We start from the raw sequence: 19707 nt of genomic DNA on the forward strand, positions 1-19707 counted from the left end.
CGTCGAACGAGCAGACCGAGGACACAGATGACGGTGCCGCCCCCCGGATCGCCGCCGGCGGCGCCGTCGGTCACCTACCTGCCCGGTGACTGGCTGGCCGTGGTCGCCGACGGGATCGCGGTCCTCGTCGACCTGCCCGCCGACAGCCCGGCGGTGACGTCCTGCTGGAACGCCGCCCTGCGCGGCGGCGGCGCCGACGGCGTCCTCGACGCGATCGCGCAGGCGGGTGCCGTCCCGGGGTTCGCGCTCGCCGCGCGCACGGCCGACGGCGCGGTCCGGGTGGTGGTGGGCGGTTCCGGGCGCGCCGAGACCGGGGCGCCGGAGGAGCCGACCGTGCTGGTCGCCGACGCGGCCGCGTCCCGACGCGACGAGCAGCTGCCGGGCGGGGTCGGCGTCCGCCTCGGCGGGTCGGCCGAACCGGACCCCGACGCGACGCCCCTGCCCCTCACCGGCGGCATTGCGCAGGCATGCGCAATCGGCGTCGGCGTGCCGGCGACCGCGAAGCAGCGAGCCGGCGCCCCCGGTGCGCCGCAGGCCGCGCCGCTCGACTCCGGCCCGATGCCCGTGCACGTGCCCCGGGTCAGCGCCGACACGATGCCGCCGCAGTCGGACTTCGACTCCGGTCTGATCGACTCGCTGCCGTGGCGCACCCCGGACCACTTCGCCGACGACGCCGAGGCGCGCGAGCAGCGGGAGGCGCAGCCGCCGCTGCCGGCCGCGCCCCTCCCGGCTGCGGCGCCGGAGCTGCCCGCCCCGTTCTGGCGGGAGCCGCCGCCGGCCGACCCGTACGCCCACAACCCGTGGGAATCGGCGGCACCGCAGGCACCGTTGGCACCGCAGGCACCGTCCGCACCGCCGCCCTGGCCGGCGCCGAACGCGGCCGGGCCGGCGAGCCCGTGGGCGCCCCCGTCGGCCGCGGACCGGCAGCCGGCCACGCCGACCGAGGACGAGCAGGCGTCCGGCGGGGCCGCAGAGCCGGTGAGCGGCCCGATGGTGCATGCGTTCGCGTGCCCGCGCGGCCACCTGAACCCGCCCTACGCGGGGAACTGCCGCATCTGCGACGAGCCGATCCCGCCCCAGGAGGGGTTCGCCGCGCCGCGGCCGTCGCTCGGGGTGCTGCGACTGTCCACCGGCGACACCGTCCCGCTCGACCGCGACGTCGTGCTGGGACGCGCCCCGTTCCACGCCGACGAGAACGCGGCGTCGCGACCGCACCTCGTGCAGCTGGCCAGTCCGGGCAACGACATCTCGCGCAGTCACCTGCGGGTCAACCTGGAGAACTGGTTCGTGCAGGTGACCGACCTCGGCTCCACCAACGGCACGGTCGTCACGCTCCCCGACCAGGCGCCGGTGCGGCTGCGGCCGCACGATCCGTTCACGATCCTGCCGGGGACGACGGTGACGATCGCCGACGAGGTCACGCTGCGCTTCGAGGTGTCGTGACGACGCGCACCGGCGGCGGCGCGCGGAGCGGCCGATGACGCAGCCGGCGCCCGACCTGCCGGGGCTGCGCCTCGAGCGCCTGCTCGGTTCGGGCGGCTATTCCGACGTCTTCCTCTACCGCCAGCAGTTGCCGAGCCGACTGGTGGCGGTCAAGGTGCTGCGCAACTCCGGGCTCGGCGAGGCGCAGCGCAGCCGCTTCACCGCCGAGGCGAACGCGATGGCCGGGCTCGCCGACCACCCGAACATCGTGCCGGTCTTCTCGGCGTCGGTCAGCGACGACGGCCGTCCCTATCTGGTCATGCAGTACTACTCGCAGCCCAACCTGGCGGTGCGGGCGGCGAGCGAACGGCTCGGCGTGCCGGAGGTGCTGCGCGTCGGCATCCAGATCGCGAGCGCGGTCGAGACGGCCCACCGGGCCGGCATCCTGCACCGCGACATCAAGCCGGCGAACCTGCTCATCAGCCAGTACGGCGCCCCCGGGTTGACCGACTTCGGGATCGCCGGGCAGCTCGCCGACATCGGCAGCCCGGCCGACGACGACGAGCTCGGCGTCTCGGTGCCGTGGGCGCCGCCGGAGGTGCTGTACGCGAGCGCCCCGACCAGCGTGCAGTCCGACGTCTACGCGCTGGCGGCGACGCTCTGGCACCTGCTGGTCGGCCGCTCGCCGTTCGAGGTACGCGGCGGCGACAACTCCGCGTTCGCGCTGATGCGGCGGGTGCGGGACGCGCCGGCGCCGACGACCGGCCGCGCGGACGTCCCGGCGGCGCTGGACCGGCTGCTGCGGCAGGCGATGAGCAAGGACCCCGCCGGTCGGCCCGCGACGGCCATCGAGTTCGCCCGCCGGCTGCAGGCCGTCGAGCAGGAGCTATCGCTGCCGCGCACCCAGATCGTGGTGACGACCGAGGGGCTGGGCGGCGACGGCGATCCCGAACCCCCGGAGCACTACAGCACCGCCCCGGCCACCGTGGCGCGGCCGCTGTCGGTGACCGCGCAGCCACCTCCGACCTACCGCGCGGCGTCCCCGCAGGACGCCGCCGCGGCCCCGGTCACCGACGCCCGGCCCGACGCCTACGCCGCGCAGCGCAGCGCCGCGCCGTTGCGCTACGCACCGGGCGAGGGCCCGCACGCGCCGTCGGTCCGCGCGTCACCCGATCACCAGCCCGATCACCGGGTCGAGCCGCAGGGGAGCCGGGGTCGCCGGACCGCCGGGCTGCTCGTGGCCGCCGGCCTCGTGGTGGTGGCGGCGGGCGTCGGCGTGACGCTCGTGGCGACGGGCGGCGACGACCCGGGGCCGACGAGCACGGTGAGCCAGGATCCCGGCACGCAGGACGCCGGGCTGCCCGGCGAGGACGTCCCGCCCGGACGGCCCGCGGTCGCGGCCCGTCGCGCCGGCAGCGCGGTCGCGTTCTCCTGGACGTACTCCGCGCGTCGGCGCGACGACACCTACCAGTGGCGCGAGACCACCGGGAAACGGCGCACCGGCGTGGTCACCGCACCGGCCCTGCGGCTCGCCGCGGCGACGCGGACCTGCGTCCAGGTCCGGGTCGTCCGGGCCGACGGCACGAACGCGTCCGCTACCTTCTCCCCGGAGGGATGCGCATGATCGAGAAGAACGACCAGCCGCGCACGACACCGGAGCCGGCGGTCCGTATGCCGGTGCTCACCGTGGAGTTCTGCGGTGAGCTGTTCCCGGTCGCCCCGGGCGAGCCGTTCGTGATCGGCCGCGAGGGGCAGCTCGAGATCGACGACAACCCCTACCTGCACCGCCGGTTCCTGCAGATCAGCGACAACGCGTCGCTGTGGTGGCTCGGCAACGTCGGCAGCGCGCTCACCGCGACCGTCGCCGACGAGCAGGGCTCGATGCAGGCGTGGCTCGCCCCGGGCGCGCAGCTGCCGATCGTGTTCGACAAGACGGTCGTGTGGTTCACCGCGGGCCCCACGACCTACGAGCTGAGCATCCTGGTGCAGGAACCGCCGTTCATGCAGGTCACCGACCCGGCGGCCGACGCCGCGGGCGCCGAGACCATCGGCCCGATGACGTTCACCCCCGACCAGCGGCTGCTCATCCTGGCCCTGTGCGAGTCGATGCTGCGCGACGGCGCCCGCGGCGCGGGCAGCATCCCGAGCTCCGCGGACGCCGCGAACCGGTTGGGCTGGAAGATCACCAAGTTCAACCGCAAGCTCGACAACGTGTGCGAGAAGCTGACCCGCGCCGGCATCCGGGGCCTGCACGGCGGCCCGGAGAAGCTGGCGGTGAACCGCCGCGCGCGCCTCGTCGAGTACGCGCTCGCGGCCCGGCTCGTGGAGCGCGCCGACCTCGATCTGCTCGACGGGCTCGCCGACGTCACATGAGCTCGGGTTACGGTGTTCGCCTGAAGTGAGGTGAACCGGGGCGAATGGGCCCCCCGAGGAGGGTCATGGCCGGGGCGGTGTCCTTCGCGCGGCGGCATCGCGGTGCCACCGCCGTGGGGGTCGTCGTCGCGCTCGTCGCCGGTGTCCTCGTCGCCCTCGCGCTGACCGCGGACGGTTACGAGTCGCGCCACGTCGACCTCAACGACGGCGGCATCTGGGTGACCAGCAACGGCGACGGGTTGTTCGGCCGGCTGAACAAGCCGGCCGGCTCCCTCGATCTCGCCCTCAACCCGCCCGGCGGGGCGCAGTCGTCCTACCGGCTCGACGTCCGGCAGGCGGGCGCGGCCGTCGCGGCGTGGGACCAGGGCAGCGGCCGGCTGCTGCCCGTCGATGTAACGAGCGGCAAGGCCGACGCCGACCAGGCCGTCCCCGTCTCCGCCGACGAGGACGTCGAGATCGCCGGGGGGACGGTCGCCGTGCTCGACGCGGCGCTCGGCAAGGTCTGGGCCAAGCAGGTCGACGAGACCCGCTCGCTCACCTCGCTCGCCGACGTCGACCCGTCGGCCAAGCCGGCGCTGACGTTCCCCAAGCGCGACGACGGCGCGGGCCGGGTGGCGTCGCTCGCGGTCGGTGGCGACGGCACGCTCTACGCCGCCAACAGCTCCGGTGACGTCGCGGTGGCCGCCAAGTCCGGCCTGCGGTACGCCAAACCCACCTTTGCCCGCGTGGCGGGCCGGCTGGAGTCGGTGCAGGTCACCGCCGTCGGCTCGCAGGTGGTCGTGCTGGACGCCAAGCAGGGCGAGCTGCACCTGCCGGGCGGCCGCACGGTGCAGGTGCCGCCGGACGCCGACGCCCGGCTGCAGGCCCCGGCCGACTCCGGCGACGCGGTCGTGCTGGCCACCCGCAGCCAGCTGCTGTCGGTGCCGCTGCGTGGCGGGACCCGGACCACGCTGTACGCCGGCGGCACCGGCCGGCCGGCGACGCCGACGTGGCTCGGGGACTGCGTGCACGCTGCCTGGGCCGGCGAGCCCGGCGTGTACGCGCGCGCCTGCGGCGGGGCGGCGGCCAGGCGGGTCGGGCTGCCCTCGGCCAAGGCGTTGGTCGAGCCCGTGTTCCGCGTCAACCGCGGCGCGATCCTGCTCAACGACCTGACGCTCGGCAACGTCTACGACCTGGACTCGCTGCAGGAGGTCGACAACTGGTCGGCGGTCAAGCCGCCGCCGCGCGTCAAGCCGAGCAAGAACGACAAGAACAACCAGGACAGCGTCGCGGCGCGTGACCAGCCGCCGAAGGCCGTCGACGACACCTGGGGGGCACGGCCGGGCCGCACCACCGTCCTGCACGTCCTCGACAACGACTCCGACCCCCAGGGCGCCATCCTCTCGATCAACCGGCTCGGCGCGGTGAACGACCCGAGCGCCTCGGCCACCATCGCGCCCGACGGCCAGTCGGTCGAGGTCACGCTGCCGGCGACGGCCGCGCGCGACGTCCAGTTCAAGTACACGATCGACGACGGCAAGGGCCTGACGGCCGAGGCATCCGTCGACGTGCAGGTGCGCCAGCAGGGGCAGAACGAGCCGCCGCGCAAGCGGCACGCCTTCCGGCAGCAGTCGTTCACCGCCAGCTCGGGCGGCACCCTCGACCTGCCCGTCCTGGACGACTGGCGCGACTTCGACGGCGACCCGCTCGTCATCACGACCGCCAAGGTCGAGGGGACGGCGCGCGGCGCGGTCACGATCGCGCCGTCGGGGCGGCTGAACTACGTGGCCTCGGCCATCGGCGGCAGCACCGCGATCGACTACACGGTCTCGGACGGGTCGGCCGCGCCGGTGACCCAGCAGATCCCGCTGACCGTGCTCGCGGCGACGTCGGACCGCACCGCGGCCCCGGTGGCGCAGCCGGACATCGCGCGCGGTCAGGTCGGCAAGCCGATCACGATCAAGCCGCTGGCCAACGACCTCCCCGGCGCCGACCCCACCAACCCGAGCGCCGAGCTCGGCGTCGCCGGCACCATCGCGAGCCCGGCCGGCGCCAAGGTCGACACCGACCTCAAGAGCGGCACCGTCACCGTGACCGCCAGCCGGCACGGCACGTTCGCGCTGTCGTACACGGCCTCGTTCGGCAACGCCAAGTTCGACCACGCGCCGATCCGGGTCGACGTCAGCGATCCGCCGGCCAGCGCCCAGCCGCCGGTCGCGGTGCCCGACACCGGCGTGCTGTACGGCCAGACCGCCACCACCACCGACGTCCTCGCCAACGACCACGACCCCGCCGGTGGCGTGCTCGTCGTGCAGCGTGCGGTCGCCGCCGACCCCGAGCAGCTGCAGGTGTCCGTCGTCGACGGCCGGTTCCTGCGCGTGGGCGCCCGCGAGCCCGAGCTCGCCGACAACCCGCAGGTCGTGAAGTACACGATCACCAACGGCACGACCGCGCCCGTGACCGGCGAGCTCACGCTCACCCAGGTGCCGCCGCCGCCGGACGACACCCCGCTGGCCATCGACGACTACGCGACGGTCCGCTCCGGCGACACGACGCTCGTGCCCGCCCTCGACAACGACATCGACCCCGCGGGTGCGTCGCTCGAGCTGCTCGACGACGTCCCCGGCGCCCCGAACAGCGGTGCGCTCACCGTCACCGGGGCCGAGGGGCGTGCGAACGACCCGCGGGCGGGTGCGGCGTTCGTGTCGGGCAAGCAGGTGCGCTACGTCGCGCCCGCGGTCACCAGGCCGACGACCGTCACGGTCAACTACGTCGCCCGCAACCCCGGCGGCGACCGCGCGACCGGCACCGTCCACGTCACGGTGACGCCGCCGCCGTCGGCCCAGAACCCCGACCAGGCGCCGGCGGCCGAGCCGGTGAGCTCGCGGGTGGTCAGCGGCCAGAGCGTCCGCATCAAGATCCCGACCACCGGCGTGGACCCCGACGGCGACGTCGCGAACGTCATCGGCATCTCGGCTGCGCCCACACTCGGCCGGGTGACCGCGATCGGCGCGACGACGATCACCTACGAGGCGTTCCCGACGACCTCGGGCACCGACCGCTTCGGCTACATCATCGCCGACAAGTACGGCAAGACCTCGCGCAGCACCATCGCCGTCGGCGTCGCGCAGGTGTCCGACCCGCAGCCGCCCACCGCCGTCGACGACACGGTCACGGCGTCCCCCGGCGCGAAGGTCCGGGTGGACGTGCTCGCCAACGACGTCGTCGCACCCGACGACAGCGTCGCGATCGGCGACCTCGGCGCCGTCAACCCCGACCTGCCCACCGCCGTCCGCACGCTCGCCGCGACCGGCCCGGTACAGGTCACCGCGCCGCGCGGCGACGGGCAGTCCGTCGACGTCCGCTACTCCGTGACCGACGGCGCGGGCGACCCGTCGCTCGCGACCGTCACCGTGCGCAGCCAGCGCGGCTACGTGCCGCCGCCGTCGGTGCAGGACGTGCCCGCGGCGCCCAAGCCCGGAGCGGCCACGACCACCGTGAACGTGCTCAAGGCCGCGACCGACCCGCAGGGCCTGCCGCTGCGCGTCGCGAAGGTCTACGCCGCCGACGCGACCGTGCGCGGCGGCACCGTCACGCTGCCGGTCACCGGGCAGGTGCGCAACGTCGTCTACGTCGTCGCGAACAGCCAGGGCGGCACGGCGGCCGCGGTCGTCCACGTCCCCGCGCGTGGGTCGGGCGTCCCCTACGCCAAGGCCGACCAGCTGATCACGATCGGGATCGACAAGAGCAAGACGATCGACATCGCCGACTACGTGGTCGACCCGGCGGGCAAGCCGCTCCGGCTGACGACCACCGACCAGCTGAGCGCCGCGCCGCGCACCGGGCTGACGCTGACGAGCACCGACCCGACGCACCTGCGGGTGCAGGGCGTCAACGGCTACAACGGCCCGGCCGCCATCACCTTCGAGGTCACCGACGGCAGGACCCTGAACGACCCGGCCGGCCAGCTCGCCCTGATCACCGTGCCGGTACAGGTCGGCCCGAACACCCCGGTGATCCGGTGCCCCTCGGCCCCGCTCGCGGTGGTCGAGGGCGGTCCCGACCGCCGGCTCGACATCGCCTCGCTGTGCCACGTCTGGCTCGCCGACCGCTCGCAGCTCGGCGACCTCGACTACACGGCGAGCTGGACGCGGCAGCCGAAGGACGTCGACATCCTCGGCAACGGCTCGTCGGTGATCGGGTTGCACGCCGGGGGCTCGGCCGTCCCCGGGCAGACGGGGACCCTGCGCGTCGGCGTGAAGAACACCCGCGCGGCGGCGTCGTCGCTCAACGTCACGGTCACCAAGCTGGGCCGGGCCAGCATGAACCCGATCCGCATCGACGGCTTCAAGGCCGGCGGTACGGTCACCCGCGACATCCGCGGCTCGGTCGACTCGCCGCTGCGCGACCCACGCATCTCGGTGGTGCGGGTGACCAAGACCTCGGGGCAGGCCGCGACGGTCACGAGGTCGGGATCGCGGGTGAGCATCACCCCCGGCGCGAACAGCCACGGGATCATGACCTTCGACCTCGTCGGCACCGACGTCGCCGACACCTCGCGGGTCGACCGCCAGTTCACCGGCCGGATCACCCTCGAGGTCCTGAACGTGCCGGACGCACCGGGCGCGCCGCAGGCGGGCCGGGCGGTGCTGAGCCAGACCGTGGTGCTGTCGTGGCCGACGCCGGCGGCGAACGGCGCGCAGATCGACCGCTACCAGGTCGGCTGGTCGGGCGGGTCGCAGACCTGCGCCGCGTCGCCGTGCCGCATCACCGGGCTCACCAACGGCCGCGAGTACGCCTTCACCGTCCGCGCCCACAACGCGGTCGGGCTGTCCAAGCCCAGCCCGCGGCTCTCGCCGCCGGCCAAGCCGGACAAGCTGCCCGCGGCGGTCACCGACCTGCGGACCTCGAACCCCAAGGACGGCGCGATCACGGTGTCGTGGCGCCCGGTCGCCAACGGCGGCAGCGCCACCCGCACCTACCGGGTGAGCTGGTCCGGCGGCGGATCGGCCTCGGTGTCCGGGTCGGCGCGTTCGGTGGTCGCGCGCGGGCTGGACAACCACAACGTCTACACGTTCACCGTGGTGGCGGTGAACGAGCTCGGCGCCGGGCCGCCGGCCAGCACGCGTGGCCAGTCGGCGGGCGCGCCCGGCACGCCCGCCAACGTGCAGGTCGGCTACGCCGACAGCGCGGGCACCGACACCCGCGCGGTGAGGGTGACCTGGAACGCGAGCGACCCGAACGGCCCGACCCCCGCGACCTACACCGCCACCCGCGACGGCACGCCGATCTGTCGCGGCACCACGCAGACCTCGTGCAACGACACCCCCGCCACCGGCAAGACCTACACGTACCGCGTCGTCGCCACCAACGGCGCCGACAAGAAGTCGGCCGCCGGCGCGTCCAAGCCGTTCGTCGTCGCCGGCACGCCCGACACCCCGCCGCGCGTGTCCGCCACGCCGACCGACGACGACGGTGCGCTCCAGGTGACCTACACCGTCCCGAACCCGCACGGTCAGAAGGAATACAGCCTGTGGCGCGCCAGCAGCGGGCAGAGCGGTCGGTGGGACGACCCGCCGGCGGCCGGGAGCAACGACACCCGGACGGTCACCGGTCTGCCCAACGACAGTGACATCACCATCTCGGTGAAGAGCTGCAACGAGCAGAACTGCGGCAACGAGGGGTCCGGTTCGGGGCACACCAACGGGCCGCCGAGGGCACCGGGCGTGAGCTGCTCGCGCTCGGGCGAGAAGATCACGTGGACCTGGAACAAGCCGGACCCGGTGAACGGCCACCAGGTCGCCAGATATCAGCTCGGTGGGGAGAGCACGGCGCAGACCACGCAGCTGCAGTACTCCAGGGTCTTCCCGCGCGACAGCAAGTCGCACACGCTCACGGTGACCTCGATCGACGACCGCAACCCGGGGCATTCCGGTGGACAGGGCTCGGACACGTGCAAGGCCGAGGACCCGCCGGCGCCGCCCAACCCGACGGTGACGTGGAAGTACAGCAGCCAGCGCAAGAGCGGGTGCTCGTTCCACGGCGGGGGCAACTGCCCGTACGCCGACATCACCGGCCACGACTTCTCGGGGTCGGTCACCTGCACGGTGTACTGGAGCCCCTCGGGCAGTGCCCCGAACCCGGGCGGCAACAGCAAGACCTACACCGTGACGCTGAACTCGGGCAACAACTACAACGACCCCACGAGCGGCTACTTCGGCTACACCGCGACCATCCACGTCAACTGCAGCAACGGTGCGTCGACCACCGGCACCTGGTGACCCGCGAAAGGCCACACCCATGACCACACCCGAGCAGGCGAGCTGGTTCGCGCAGACCTTCCAGCGCATGTCCGACAACATCGGCACGGCGGTGAAGGGCAAGGAGCAGGCGATTCACTATGCGCTGACCTGCATGCTCACCGAGGGGCACCTGCTGCTCGAGGACTACCCGGGCACCGGCAAGACGATGCTGGCCAAGGCGCTCGCCGCGACGGTGAAGGGCAGCAACAGCCGCATCCAGTTCACCCCCGACCTGCTGCCCTCGGACGTCACCGGCGTGACGATCTACGACCAGTCGCAGCAGCGCTTCCAGTTCCACGAGGGGCCGATCTTCGCGACCATCGTGCTCGCCGACGAGATCAACCGCGCGTCACCGAAGACCCAGTCGGCACTGCTCGAGGTGATGGAGGAGGGGCGCGTGACCATCGACGGCGTCGCGCACCCGGTCGGGCGGCCGTTCATGGTCATCGCCACCCAGAACCCGATCGAGCAGGCCGGCACCTACCGGCTGCCCGAGGCCCAGCTGGACCGGTTCCTGATGAAGACGTCGCTGGGCTACCCCGATCACGAGGCCACCGTCGCGGTGCTGCGCGACTCGGCGACGCGCGACCGCAGCGCCGCCGTCGAGCCGGTCGTCACCGCCGACGTCGTCGCGCAGATGGCCGGCATGGCCGACCACGTGCACGTCGACCCGGCGATCCTCGGCTACGTCAGCAAGCTGGCCGAGGAGTCTCGTCGCCACGCGAGCGTGAAGCTCGGCCTGTCGGTGCGCGGCTGCCTCGCGCTGGTGCGGTGCGCGAAGACCTGGGCGCTGGCGGCGGGGCGCAACTTCGTCGTGCCCGACGACGTCAAGAGCCTGGCCGTGCCGGTCATGTGCCACCGCGTGCTGCTCGACGCCGAGGCGCAGTTCGCCGGGGCGGAGGTCGACGAGGTCATCGGCCAGATCCTCGACGCCGTCGCGCCCCCCACGCAGCGAGTGGCGTAACGCGTGACCGCTGCCCCCGAACCGCACCGCTCGCCGCTGCGCCGTGGCCGCGAGCTCGCCGCCGCGGCCCGGCCGGTGGTGGGTGCCGTGCAGCCGGTGCTCGGCACCGTCAGCCCGCTGGGGTGGACGGTGCTGGCGCTCGGGGTCGCGGGCTGGATCGTCGGCTGGCTGCTGGGCTGGGCCGAGATCGTGGTGGTGGCGCTGGCCTGTCTGTCCACCGTCGTGCTGTGCGCGCTGCTGACGATCGGCCGCACCCGGTTGAGCGTGCGGTTGGAGCTTACGCCGCGCCGGGTCGTCGCCGGCAGCCCCGCGGCCGGCAGGCTCGTCGTCAGCAACAGCTCGCGCGCGCGGCTGCTGCCGCTGCTGCTCGAGCTGCCGATCGGCGTCTCGCGCGCGCAGTTCCCGCTGCGGCGGCTGCGGATGGGCGAGGTGCAGGAGGAGCTGTTCTCGCTCGCGACCACCCGGCGCGGGGTCGTGCCGGTGGGGCCGGCGACGACGGTGCGTGGCGACCCGTTCGGGCTGCTGCGCCGCTCGGTGCCGTGGAGCGAGGTCATCGAGCTGATGGTGCACCCGCGCACCGTCGCGCTCGAGTCGCTCGGTGCCGGTGTGCTGCGCGACCTCGAGGGGCAGACCACGAACGAGGTGTCGACGTCCGACCTCGCGTTCCACACGCTGCGCGAGTACGAACCCGGTGACGACCGCCGCTACGTCCACTGGCGCTCGTCGGCCCGCGCCAGCGCGTTGAGCGGCGAGGACCGGCTGCTCGTGCGGCAGTTCCTCGACACCCGCCGCTCGCACCTGTGCACGATCGTCGACGGCCGCAGCGCGCCCTACCTCGACGAGGTCGACTTCGAGACCGCGATCTCGGTCGCCGCCTCGGCCGTCCGGCGGGCGTACGAGGACGACGTCGACACGACCGTCCTGGCCGCGCAGAGCGTCTTCAACGCCGCGGACGCCGGCGCGGCGCTCGCCATGGACGCGTTCTCCCGCGCCGAGCTGGGGCAGGGCACGGCGCTGTCGACGATGGCCCGGCACGCGGCGCAGATCGCGCCCGGCACGACCGTCGCGATGCTGGTCACCGGGGCACGCACCGAGTTCGGCGAGCTGCGTCGCGCGGCGCTGCACTTCGCGCCCGAGGTGAACGTCGTCGCGGTGCGCGTCGACCCCACCGAGCCGGCCGGCATCACCGCGTTCGGGTCGCTGGTCGTGCTCAGCCTGCCGCAGCTGTCGGGCCTGCGTGCCCTGCTGCTCGCGTCGGTGGCGGCATGACCGACGTCCGGGGCGGGGCCGAAGGCGGCCGGCACGGCCCGCGGCAGCTGTCCACCGATCCGCGCGTCGACGGCGACCGCCGCCGCTCGCTCGGACTGCGGGGGCTGGTCGACATCGCCTTCGTGCTCGTGCTCACCGGGGTCGCGCTGTACGGCCTGCGCAGCACGTTCAGCGGGCAGCAGTATTTGCTCGCCGGTCTCGTCGCGGCGGTGGTCGGCATCGCGCTCGCGTCGACGGTGACGGTGCTGCGGCTGCCGGTGTGGACGGCGGCGCTGTTCGTGGTGGTCGGCTACTACCTGCTCGCCGGCGTCCTGGTGTTCCGCGACGACGCGCTCGGCGGGGTGCTGCCCACGGCCGGCGTCCTGCGCGACGCGACGACGGTGCTCGCCGACGGCTGGAAGCAGCTGCTCACCACGCTGCCGCCGGTCGCGGGGGACGGCCCGCTGCTGGCGATCCCGTACGTGCTCGGGCTGCTGTCCGGCGCGATCGCCACGTCGGTCGCGCAACGCACCCGCGCCCGGCTGCTGCCCGCGCTCGCACCGGTGGCCGCGCTCGCCGCGGTGATCCTGCTCGGCACCGCCGAGCCCGCCGCCCGGGTGTGGCAGGGCATCGTCTTCGGGACGGTGCTCGTCTGCTGGGCGGCCGTACGGCGACCGGGCGCGCGGCCGTTGACGCCGCGCCTCACGCCCGGCGGGCCGCAGCGGCTGCTCATCGGCGCGGCCGTGCTGGCCGTGGCCGGGGTGTCGGCCGCCGTGGTGCAGCCGCATCTCGCCGGCGGCGACCGGCACCGCGTGGTGCTGCGCGACTACGTCAAGCCGCCCTTCGACATCGCCGCGTACCCGAGCCCGCTCGTCGGGTTCCGCAAGTACACGAAGAGCGCGAACCTGCTCTACGACCAGACGCTGTTCACGGTGCGCGGCGTGCCGGCCGGGACGCCGGTGCGACTGGCCACGCTCGACGCCTACGACGGCTCGGTGTGGGGGGCCACGAACGGGACCGTCGGCACCGCGGCGGGCGAGCCGGTCGACGCGTTCCAGCGCGTCGGGTCTCGCATCGACGTCCCGGCGCGAGGTCGCGGCGTCACCGCCACCGTCACCGTCGCGGCGCCGTACGCCGCGGCGAGCGACATCGACGCCTGGGTGCCCGCCCCCGGGACGCTGCGCTCGATCACCTTCCACGGCACGCGGGCGGACGCGCACGCCGACGCCTTCCGGTACAACCTCGCGACCGCGTCGGGCATCACCGCCGAGCGGCTCGCCGCCGGCGACCGCTACACGGTGCGCGCCGTCGTGGGCACGCAGCAACTGCCGCGCGACGCCGAACCCGCCGGCGCGCCGACGGTCGACGAGAGCGCGGCCGCGTTCGTGAGCAGCCGGGCGACGCAGTGGTCGGCCAAGGCCCAGGGCGTCCGCGACCAGGTCGTCGCCGCGGGGCGGTACATGCGCGACCACGGCGCCTACAGCGACGGTGGCCCGGGCGAGGCGCAGTACCTGCCCGGGCACAGCGCCGGCCGGCTGACGTCGTTCCTCAACGCGACGCAGCTGGTGGGCGACGACGAGCAGTACGCCGCCGCCTTCGCGCTGATCGCCAACGAGCTCGGCATGCCGGCACGCGTCGTGCTGCAGGCCGAGCCCCAGACCGGCGGTGTGGTCCGCGGCAAGGACGTCCACGCCGCGGTGGAGGTGCACGTGCGCACCGGCGGACGCACGGTGTGGGCGACGATCCCGCGCACCAGCTTCATGCCCGACCAGAACAAGAAGCCCAACCAGCAGCCACCGCAGACCGTCCAGGACGCCGAGGCCGCGGTCGTCCCGCCGCCGAACCCGGTGCACCCGCCGAGCACGCTCGACGAACCCGACCGGCCGGACCAGAACACCCAGCGGCTGGGTCGCATCCCCCGGGACGAGGGCGGCGTGCTCTCCGGCTGGTTCGGCGCCGTCGTGCTGTGGGTGGCGCTGCCGATCCTCGTCGTCGCGCTGGTGTGCGGCGTCATCGTCGGCGCGAAATGGCGTCGGCGGACGCTGCGGCGCACGCGCGGCTCGGTGCCCGACCGCTTCGACGCCGGGTGGCGCGAGTTCCTCGACGCGGCCCGCGACTTCGGCGCCGTGGTGCCCGGCGGGCGGACGCGCCACGAGCAGGCGGTGGCGCTCGCCGACCGGCCGGCGGGGGAGCGGGCCGGCCCGCTGGCCGCCGGCGCCGACCACGGCGTGTTCGGGCCGGGCGAGCAGCCGGACGACGCGGTCGCGGCCTACTGGCGCCAGGTCGACGCCGCCCGCGCCGCGATGGCCCACGACGCGGGCCGGCTCGCCCGGACCCGCGCGGCCCTCACGCTGCGGTCGTTCCGCTCGCCGCGCCGGCCGGCGCGGGACACGCCGCCGGCGCGGGCTGCCCGCTCGCGGGTCGCGACCTGATGGAGTTCAGCTACTCCAACGTCAACGAGCGGCCGCGCGGCCCCCTGCTCACCGCCGCCGGGCTCGTCGTGCGCGGCATCCCGCGCGTGCAGGCGCAGGCGCTGCCCTACGCCGAGGCCTGGCGGCGCGACAACCTCGCCGCGCTGGCCGGCACCGGGCCGCTGTGGGTCGCGCTCGGCGACTCGCTGACGCAGGGCATCGGTGCCCCCGCCCACGACCGGGGCTGGGTGGGGCAGCTGCGGGCCCGGCGCCGTCCCGATCATCGGGTGGTGAACCTGGCGGTGAGCGGCGCCCGCACCGCCGACGTCCTGGAGCGGCAACTGCCGGTGCTGGAGTCGCTGCCCCGGCCGGACCTCGTCACGCTCATGATCGGCTCGAACGACCTGATGCGGCCGCGGTACCGCCGTGAGCTCGTCGGCCACGTCGACGCGCTGCTGCACCGGCTGCCGGTGGGCGCGCTCGTGACGACGTTGCCCAACCCGTCGCGGGTGGCGGCCGAGGTCAACCGGGTGATCGCGCGGGTCGCCGCCGAGCGCGGACTCGTCGTCGCCGAGCTGCGCGACCCGCGGACGTCGTCGTGGCGCGGCCGGCTCGCGGCCGACCACTTCCACCCCAACGAGGCCGGGTACGCCGCGCTCGCCGAGGTGATCGGCGACGCCCTGCCCGATTGACGCCGCCGCGCGCGGTCGCGCCGGACTAGGTTGGGCCCGTGACCTCGGACGGACCCGGGCTGCCCGTCGCCCCGATCGACGACCCGGTCGACCGCAAGATCGTCGCCGCGCTGCGGGCGGACGGTCGCGGCACGCTCAAGTCCCTCGCCGACGTCACCGGGCTGTCGGTCTCGGCGGTGCAGGCGCGCGTGCGCCGACTCGAGACGTCCGGCGTCATCCGCGGCTACGCGGCCACCGTCGATCCCGAGGCGCTGGGACTGCCGCTCGCGGCGCTGGTGGCGATCACCCCGCTGGACCCCGCCCAGCCCGACGACGCCCCCGAGCGACTGGCCGGCCTGAGCGAGATCGAGGCCTGTCACTCCGTGGCGGGCGACGACGCGTACGTCCTGTTCGTCCGGGTCGCCTCGCCGACGGCGCTCGAGCAGCTGATCCGCGAGATCCGGCGACGCGCCCACGTGACGACCCGGACGACCGTCGTCCTGCAGACCTTCTTCGAGCGGCCGGCCGCACCCGGCAGTTGACCGGAAAATATACGGCGACCGGGGCTGATCACCGGAACGTTCGGCGCTAGCATGACGCAATGACCACCCTCGTTCCGGTCGACACCAGCGACCTCACCCCGGCCCGAGTCCACGACACGATCGCTGCACACATGCTCGCCGACGGTTTCGAGATGGTGCTCGACCTCGATCGCTCGCAGGGCTCCACGCTCGTCGACGCCCGCGACGGCACCGAGTACCTCGACCTGTTCACGTTCTTCGCGTCGGCCGCGCTCGGCATGAACCATCCCGCGCTGGTGACCGACGAGGCCCGGGCCGAGCTCGCCCAGGTCGCGGTCAACAAGCCCAGCAACTCCGACGTCTACTCGGTGCCGATGGCGCGCTTCGTCGAGACGTTCGCCCGTGTGCTCGGCGACCCGGCGCTGCCCTACCTGTTCTTCGTCGACGGTGGCGCGCTGGCGGTCGAGAACGCGCTCAAGGTGGCCTTCGACTGGAAGTCGCGCTGGAACGAGGCCCACGGCATCGACCCCGCCCTCGGCACGAAGGTGCTGCACCTGGAGAAGGCGTTCCACGGCCGCAGCGGCTACACGATGTCGCTGACCAACACCGACCCCAACAAGGTCGCCCGCTTCCCCAAGTTCGACTGGCCGCGCGTCCCGTCGCCCTCGATCAACGGCAGCAGTGATGTCGAGGCCGCCGAGCGTGCCGCGCTCGACGCCGCCCGCGCCGCGTTCGAGGCGCACCCGCACGACATCGCCTGCTTCATCGCCGAGCCGATCCAGGGCGAGGGCGGCGACAACCACTTCCGGCCCGAGTTCCTGCAGGCCATGCAGGCGCTGTGCCGCGAGTTCGACGCGCTGTTCGTCATGGACGAGGTGCAGACCGGCGTCGGCATGAGCGGTACCGCGTGGGCGTACCAGCAGCTGGGCGTCGAGCCCGACGTCGTCGCGTTCGGCAAGAAGGCGCAGGTCTGCGGGATCATGGCCGGCGGTCGCGTGGACGAGGTGCCCGACAACGTCTTCCACGTCTCGTCGCGTATCAACTCCACCTGGGGCGGCAACCTCACCGACATGGTGCGGGCGCGCCGGATCCTCGAGGTCGTCGAGGCGGACGAGCTGATCGCGCACGCGGCGGCCGTGGGCGAGCACCTGCTCGCCGAGCTGACGGCGCTGGCGGCGAGGCACGAGGTCGTCAGTGACGTCCGGGGACGTGGCCTGATGTGCGCGATCACGCTGCCGACGGCCGAGCTGCGCGACGCCGTGGTCGCCAGGCTGCGCGAGGACGAGCACGTGCTGGTGCTCGGCTGCGGCGTCTCGGCCCTGCGCGTACGCCCCGCCCTCACCGTCACCGCGGAGCAGGTCGACCGCGGCCTCGCCGCCCTCGACCGGGTACTCACCGCCCTCACCGCCTGATCCCCCGCTGACCCCTGCCGCTGATCACGAGGGCGTCGTGGTCGCCAGGGCGGCCACTACGCCCTCTTGATCAGCGGGGGAGTTCGGCGCAGAGTCGGGTCATGAGCACCAGGCAGCGCGACGTCATCATCTCCGCGACGGACGTGCTGCGGCACGAGCCGATCGGCAAGCGCATCCGCGCCGAGGTCGACGCGATCACCGTGGTCGACACGACCGAAGCCGTCCTGGTCTGGGAGCCACGCCGGCTGCTGTGCGAGTACGCGGTACCCGAGTCCGCGCTCGACGCGACGCTGCGTCCGCACGACACCGCGGCCGACCCGGCGCCCCCGGCCGAAGGGTTGGTGTTCCCCGGCGTCCCGTTCGTCGCGCACACCGCCGACGGCGAGGCGCTGGACGTCCAGGTGGGCGACCGCCTGCTCGCGGGGGCGGCGTTCCGCCCGGCGGACCCCGACCTCGCCGGGCTGGTGGTGCTCGACTTCGACGCCTTCGACAGCTGGCGGCACGAGGACGAGCTCAACATCGGACATCCGCGCGACCCCTACCACCGGCTCGACACGTTCGCCGGCTCGCGCCGCGTGCGCGTGGAGTACGACGGCACGGTCATCGCGGACTCGACGCGACCCACGGTGCTGTTCGAGGCCATGCTGCCGCCGCGCTACTACCTCCCGCGCGAGGACGTCCGCGTCGAGCTGACCCCGACCGACACCAGCACCGTCTGCACGTACAAGGGCCGCGCGTCGTACTGGAGCGCGCGCGTCGGCACCACCGACCTCACCGACGTCGCCTGGGGGTATCTCGAGCCGCTGGCCGACTCCCGGGAGATCGCCGGCATGGTCTGCTTCGACGACAGCCAGGTGCAGGTGCACGCCGAGTCGTCCTGACGTTTTCTGCCCCCGGCGCCGGGGTACCGCGTCGACATGGCTTCGGGACTTCTCGCCGGCGCGCTCGCGGGCGCGGCCGGCACGACGGCGTTGGACGGCGCGACCTACCTGGACATGGCCGTCCGCGGTCGCCCGACCAGTTCCACGCCGCAGGAGTCGGTCGAACGGATGTCGCAGCGACTCGGCGTGGACGTCCCCGGCCGGGGCGACGCGCGGGACAACCGGGTCGAGGGACTCGCGCCGCTGTTCGGCTCGCTCGTCGGCACGTCGGTCGGCGCGCTCGCCGCAGCGGTGGACCGCGCGTTCCAGCGCCGGGGCCGCGAGGTGCCGACCGTGATCGCCGCGCCCCTGATCGGCCTGGCCGCGATGGTCGCGAGCGACCTGCCGCTGCAGCGGCTGGGGATCACCGACCCTCGCACCTGGTCGGCGAGCGACTGGGCCAGCGACGTCCTGCCGCACCTCGCCTACGGCGTCGTCACGCACGCCGCCATCAAGGCGGCCCGGCCGTGAGCGTCGCCCGATCGGTTCTCGCCGGCGCGGCCACCGGCGGCCGGACCTTCACCGGGCTCGCCGCGCTCGCGGTCACCACGCCCCGCGGGGCGCGGGAGCAGCCCGACGCCACGCTCGCCGAACCCGCGGTCCGGGCGGCGGTGTCGCTCGCGGCGCTCGGCGAGCTGGCCGCCGACAAGCTGCCCCAGGCCCCGAGTCGTCTCAGCCCCGCCGGCCTGCCCGGCCGGGTGCTCGCGGCCGGCGCGTGCGGCGCGATCGTCGCGCGTCGCGCCGGGGCGGCCGGTCCGCAGCCGGCCGAGGCAGCCCAGGGGCGCGAGGGTGGTGGGGCCGCGCTCGCGCCGGGACGCCCCGGCGTCCCGGCCGCGCAGGTGGCCGTGTGCGCGGGGGCCGCCGCCGCCGCGTCGATCGGTGCGGCGTGGCTCGGCGTCCGCTGGCGCGGCTGGGCGGCCGCTCGCCTGAACGCCTCCCTGGCCGCGTTGCTCGAGGACGCGGTCGTCGTCGGCCTCGCCGCCGCGACGGTCAGTCGCGCTCGGCCAGCCGCCCGAGGGTGAGCAGCTGGCGCCGGGCCATCACCAGGTCGCCGACCGACAGCAGCGGGGCCGCCCAGCGGGCGCGCGCCGTCACGAGCTTCATGAGCAGCCGGGTCCCGTCGTCCTCGGCCACGAGCAGGTACGACACGACCGTCCCCATGATGCGGCCGGTATAGTGGACACCGGGCTCGACCGACAGCACGCATCCCACGGGCCTGCCCCCGACCGCGGTGAAGTTCTCGCCCGGCCGCGGCTCGGGCAGCCCCCGCAGCTCTCGCGGCGAGCGCCGGGCGGCGTTGTCGATCCAGTCGTAGGAGTACGGGGCGAGTCGGATCTGCGCCACCCACGGCCACAGTTCGGCGGGGGCGGCGGCGACCGTCACGCCGCGCCACGCCTGCAGCACCGGGGTCGCGACGAGGTCGTCGCACGGGAAGTGACGCGCCACCTCGTCGTCGCGCACACCCCAGCGGTCGCCGATCACCG

The 19707-nt window shown here is 74.4% G+C and carries 14 protein-coding genes; 13 read left to right on the forward strand and 1 reads right to left on the reverse strand.

Annotation, left to right across the window (positions count from 1 at the left end; genetic code table 11):
• Positions 1-27: 27 nt before the first annotated feature.
• From BUE29_RS15070 to BUE29_RS15130, 13 genes are all read left to right on the forward strand, one after another.
• The gene (locus BUE29_RS15070; RefSeq protein WP_073391275.1) at positions 28-1443 is read left to right on the forward strand and encodes an FHA domain-containing protein; all 1416 of its coding nucleotides are present in this window, start codon (positions 28-30) and stop codon (positions 1441-1443) included.
• A 34-nt stretch (positions 1444-1477) separates the two neighbouring features.
• Positions 1478-3046, forward strand: a complete 1569-nt coding sequence (locus BUE29_RS22070) for a serine/threonine-protein kinase (protein WP_073391276.1) — start codon at positions 1478-1480, stop codon at positions 3044-3046.
• Entirely contained in the window at positions 3043-3795 is a 753-nt protein-coding gene (locus BUE29_RS15080) for a hypothetical protein (protein ID WP_200800241.1), read from the forward strand. The genes BUE29_RS22070 and BUE29_RS15080 overlap by 4 nt, the downstream gene beginning before the upstream one ends.
• A 65-nt stretch (positions 3796-3860) precedes the next feature.
• Complete coding sequence (locus BUE29_RS15085) at positions 3861-10055, forward strand: Ig-like domain-containing protein (RefSeq protein ID WP_073391277.1); 6195 nt, start codon at positions 3861-3863, stop codon at positions 10053-10055.
• A 19-nt stretch (positions 10056-10074) separates the two neighbouring features.
• Positions 10075-11040, forward strand: a complete 966-nt coding sequence (locus BUE29_RS15090) for an AAA family ATPase (protein WP_073391278.1) — start codon at positions 10075-10077, stop codon at positions 11038-11040.
• Positions 11041-11043: 3 nt separating this feature from the next.
• Positions 11044-12309, forward strand: a complete 1266-nt coding sequence (locus BUE29_RS15095; protein ID WP_084181194.1) for a DUF58 domain-containing protein — start codon at positions 11044-11046, stop codon at positions 12307-12309.
• Positions 12306-14720: a transglutaminase domain-containing protein gene (locus tag BUE29_RS15100; RefSeq protein ID WP_073391279.1), complete on the forward strand. Its 2415-nt coding sequence runs from the start codon at positions 12306-12308 to the stop codon at positions 14718-14720. Before BUE29_RS15095 ends, BUE29_RS15100 begins: the two co-directional genes overlap by 4 nt.
• Entirely contained in the window at positions 14720-15391 is a 672-nt protein-coding gene (locus BUE29_RS15105) for an SGNH/GDSL hydrolase family protein (RefSeq protein ID WP_073391280.1), read from the forward strand. The genes BUE29_RS15100 and BUE29_RS15105 overlap by 1 nt, the downstream gene beginning before the upstream one ends.
• Positions 15392-15465: 74 nt before the next feature.
• Complete coding sequence (locus BUE29_RS15110; RefSeq protein WP_073391547.1) at positions 15466-15912, forward strand: Lrp/AsnC family transcriptional regulator; 447 nt, start codon at positions 15466-15468, stop codon at positions 15910-15912.
• 59 nt (positions 15913-15971) lie between these two features.
• On the forward strand, positions 15972-17303 hold the full coding sequence (gene lat, locus BUE29_RS15115) for an L-lysine 6-transaminase (RefSeq protein ID WP_073391281.1): 1332 nt from the start codon (positions 15972-15974) through the stop codon (positions 17301-17303).
• A gap of 101 nt (positions 17304-17404) precedes the next feature.
• A complete protein-coding gene (locus BUE29_RS15120; RefSeq protein ID WP_073391282.1) occupies positions 17405-18184 on the forward strand; it encodes a DUF427 domain-containing protein in 780 nt (259 codons plus the stop codon).
• Between the two features lie 36 nt (positions 18185-18220).
• Complete coding sequence (locus BUE29_RS15125) at positions 18221-18694, forward strand: hypothetical protein (protein WP_073391283.1); 474 nt, start codon at positions 18221-18223, stop codon at positions 18692-18694.
• A complete protein-coding gene (locus BUE29_RS15130) occupies positions 18691-19245 on the forward strand; it encodes a hypothetical protein (protein WP_073391284.1) in 555 nt (184 codons plus the stop codon). The genes BUE29_RS15125 and BUE29_RS15130 overlap by 4 nt, the downstream gene beginning before the upstream one ends.
• On the opposite strand, the gene BUE29_RS15135 is transcribed toward BUE29_RS15130, so the two are convergent.
• Positions 19214-19705, reverse strand: a complete 492-nt coding sequence (locus BUE29_RS15135; protein ID WP_073391285.1) for a polyketide cyclase — start codon at positions 19703-19705, stop codon at positions 19214-19216. The two genes, BUE29_RS15130 and BUE29_RS15135, sit on opposite strands and share 32 nt — an antisense overlap.
• Between the last annotated feature and the right edge of the window lie 2 nt (positions 19706-19707).

Origin of the sequence: Jatrophihabitans endophyticus (assembly GCF_900129455.1) — a bacterium.
GTDB lineage: Bacteria > Actinomycetota > Actinomycetes > Mycobacteriales > Jatrophihabitantaceae > Jatrophihabitans > Jatrophihabitans endophyticus.

Coding starts and splice junctions, on each gene's coding strand:
- BUE29_RS15105 (WP_073391280.1), top strand. CDS start 14,720: ATGGAGTTCAGCTACTCCAACGTCAACGAGCGGCCGCGCGGCCCCCTG.
- BUE29_RS15090 (WP_073391278.1), top strand. CDS start 10,075: ATGACCACACCCGAGCAGGCGAGCTGGTTCGCGCAGACCTTCCAGCGC.
- lat (WP_073391281.1), top strand. CDS start 15,972: ATGACCACCCTCGTTCCGGTCGACACCAGCGACCTCACCCCGGCCCGA.
- BUE29_RS15100 (WP_073391279.1), top strand. CDS start 12,306: ATGACCGACGTCCGGGGCGGGGCCGAAGGCGGCCGGCACGGCCCGCGG.
- BUE29_RS15070 (WP_073391275.1), top strand. CDS start 28: ATGACGGTGCCGCCCCCCGGATCGCCGCCGGCGGCGCCGTCGGTCACC.
- BUE29_RS15080 (WP_200800241.1), top strand. CDS start 3,043: ATGATCGAGAAGAACGACCAGCCGCGCACGACACCGGAGCCGGCGGTC.
- BUE29_RS22070 (WP_073391276.1), top strand. CDS start 1,478: ATGACGCAGCCGGCGCCCGACCTGCCGGGGCTGCGCCTCGAGCGCCTG.
- BUE29_RS15120 (WP_073391282.1), top strand. CDS start 17,405: ATGAGCACCAGGCAGCGCGACGTCATCATCTCCGCGACGGACGTGCTG.
- BUE29_RS15125 (WP_073391283.1), top strand. CDS start 18,221: ATGGCTTCGGGACTTCTCGCCGGCGCGCTCGCGGGCGCGGCCGGCACG.
- BUE29_RS15085 (WP_073391277.1), top strand. CDS start 3,861: ATGGCCGGGGCGGTGTCCTTCGCGCGGCGGCATCGCGGTGCCACCGCC.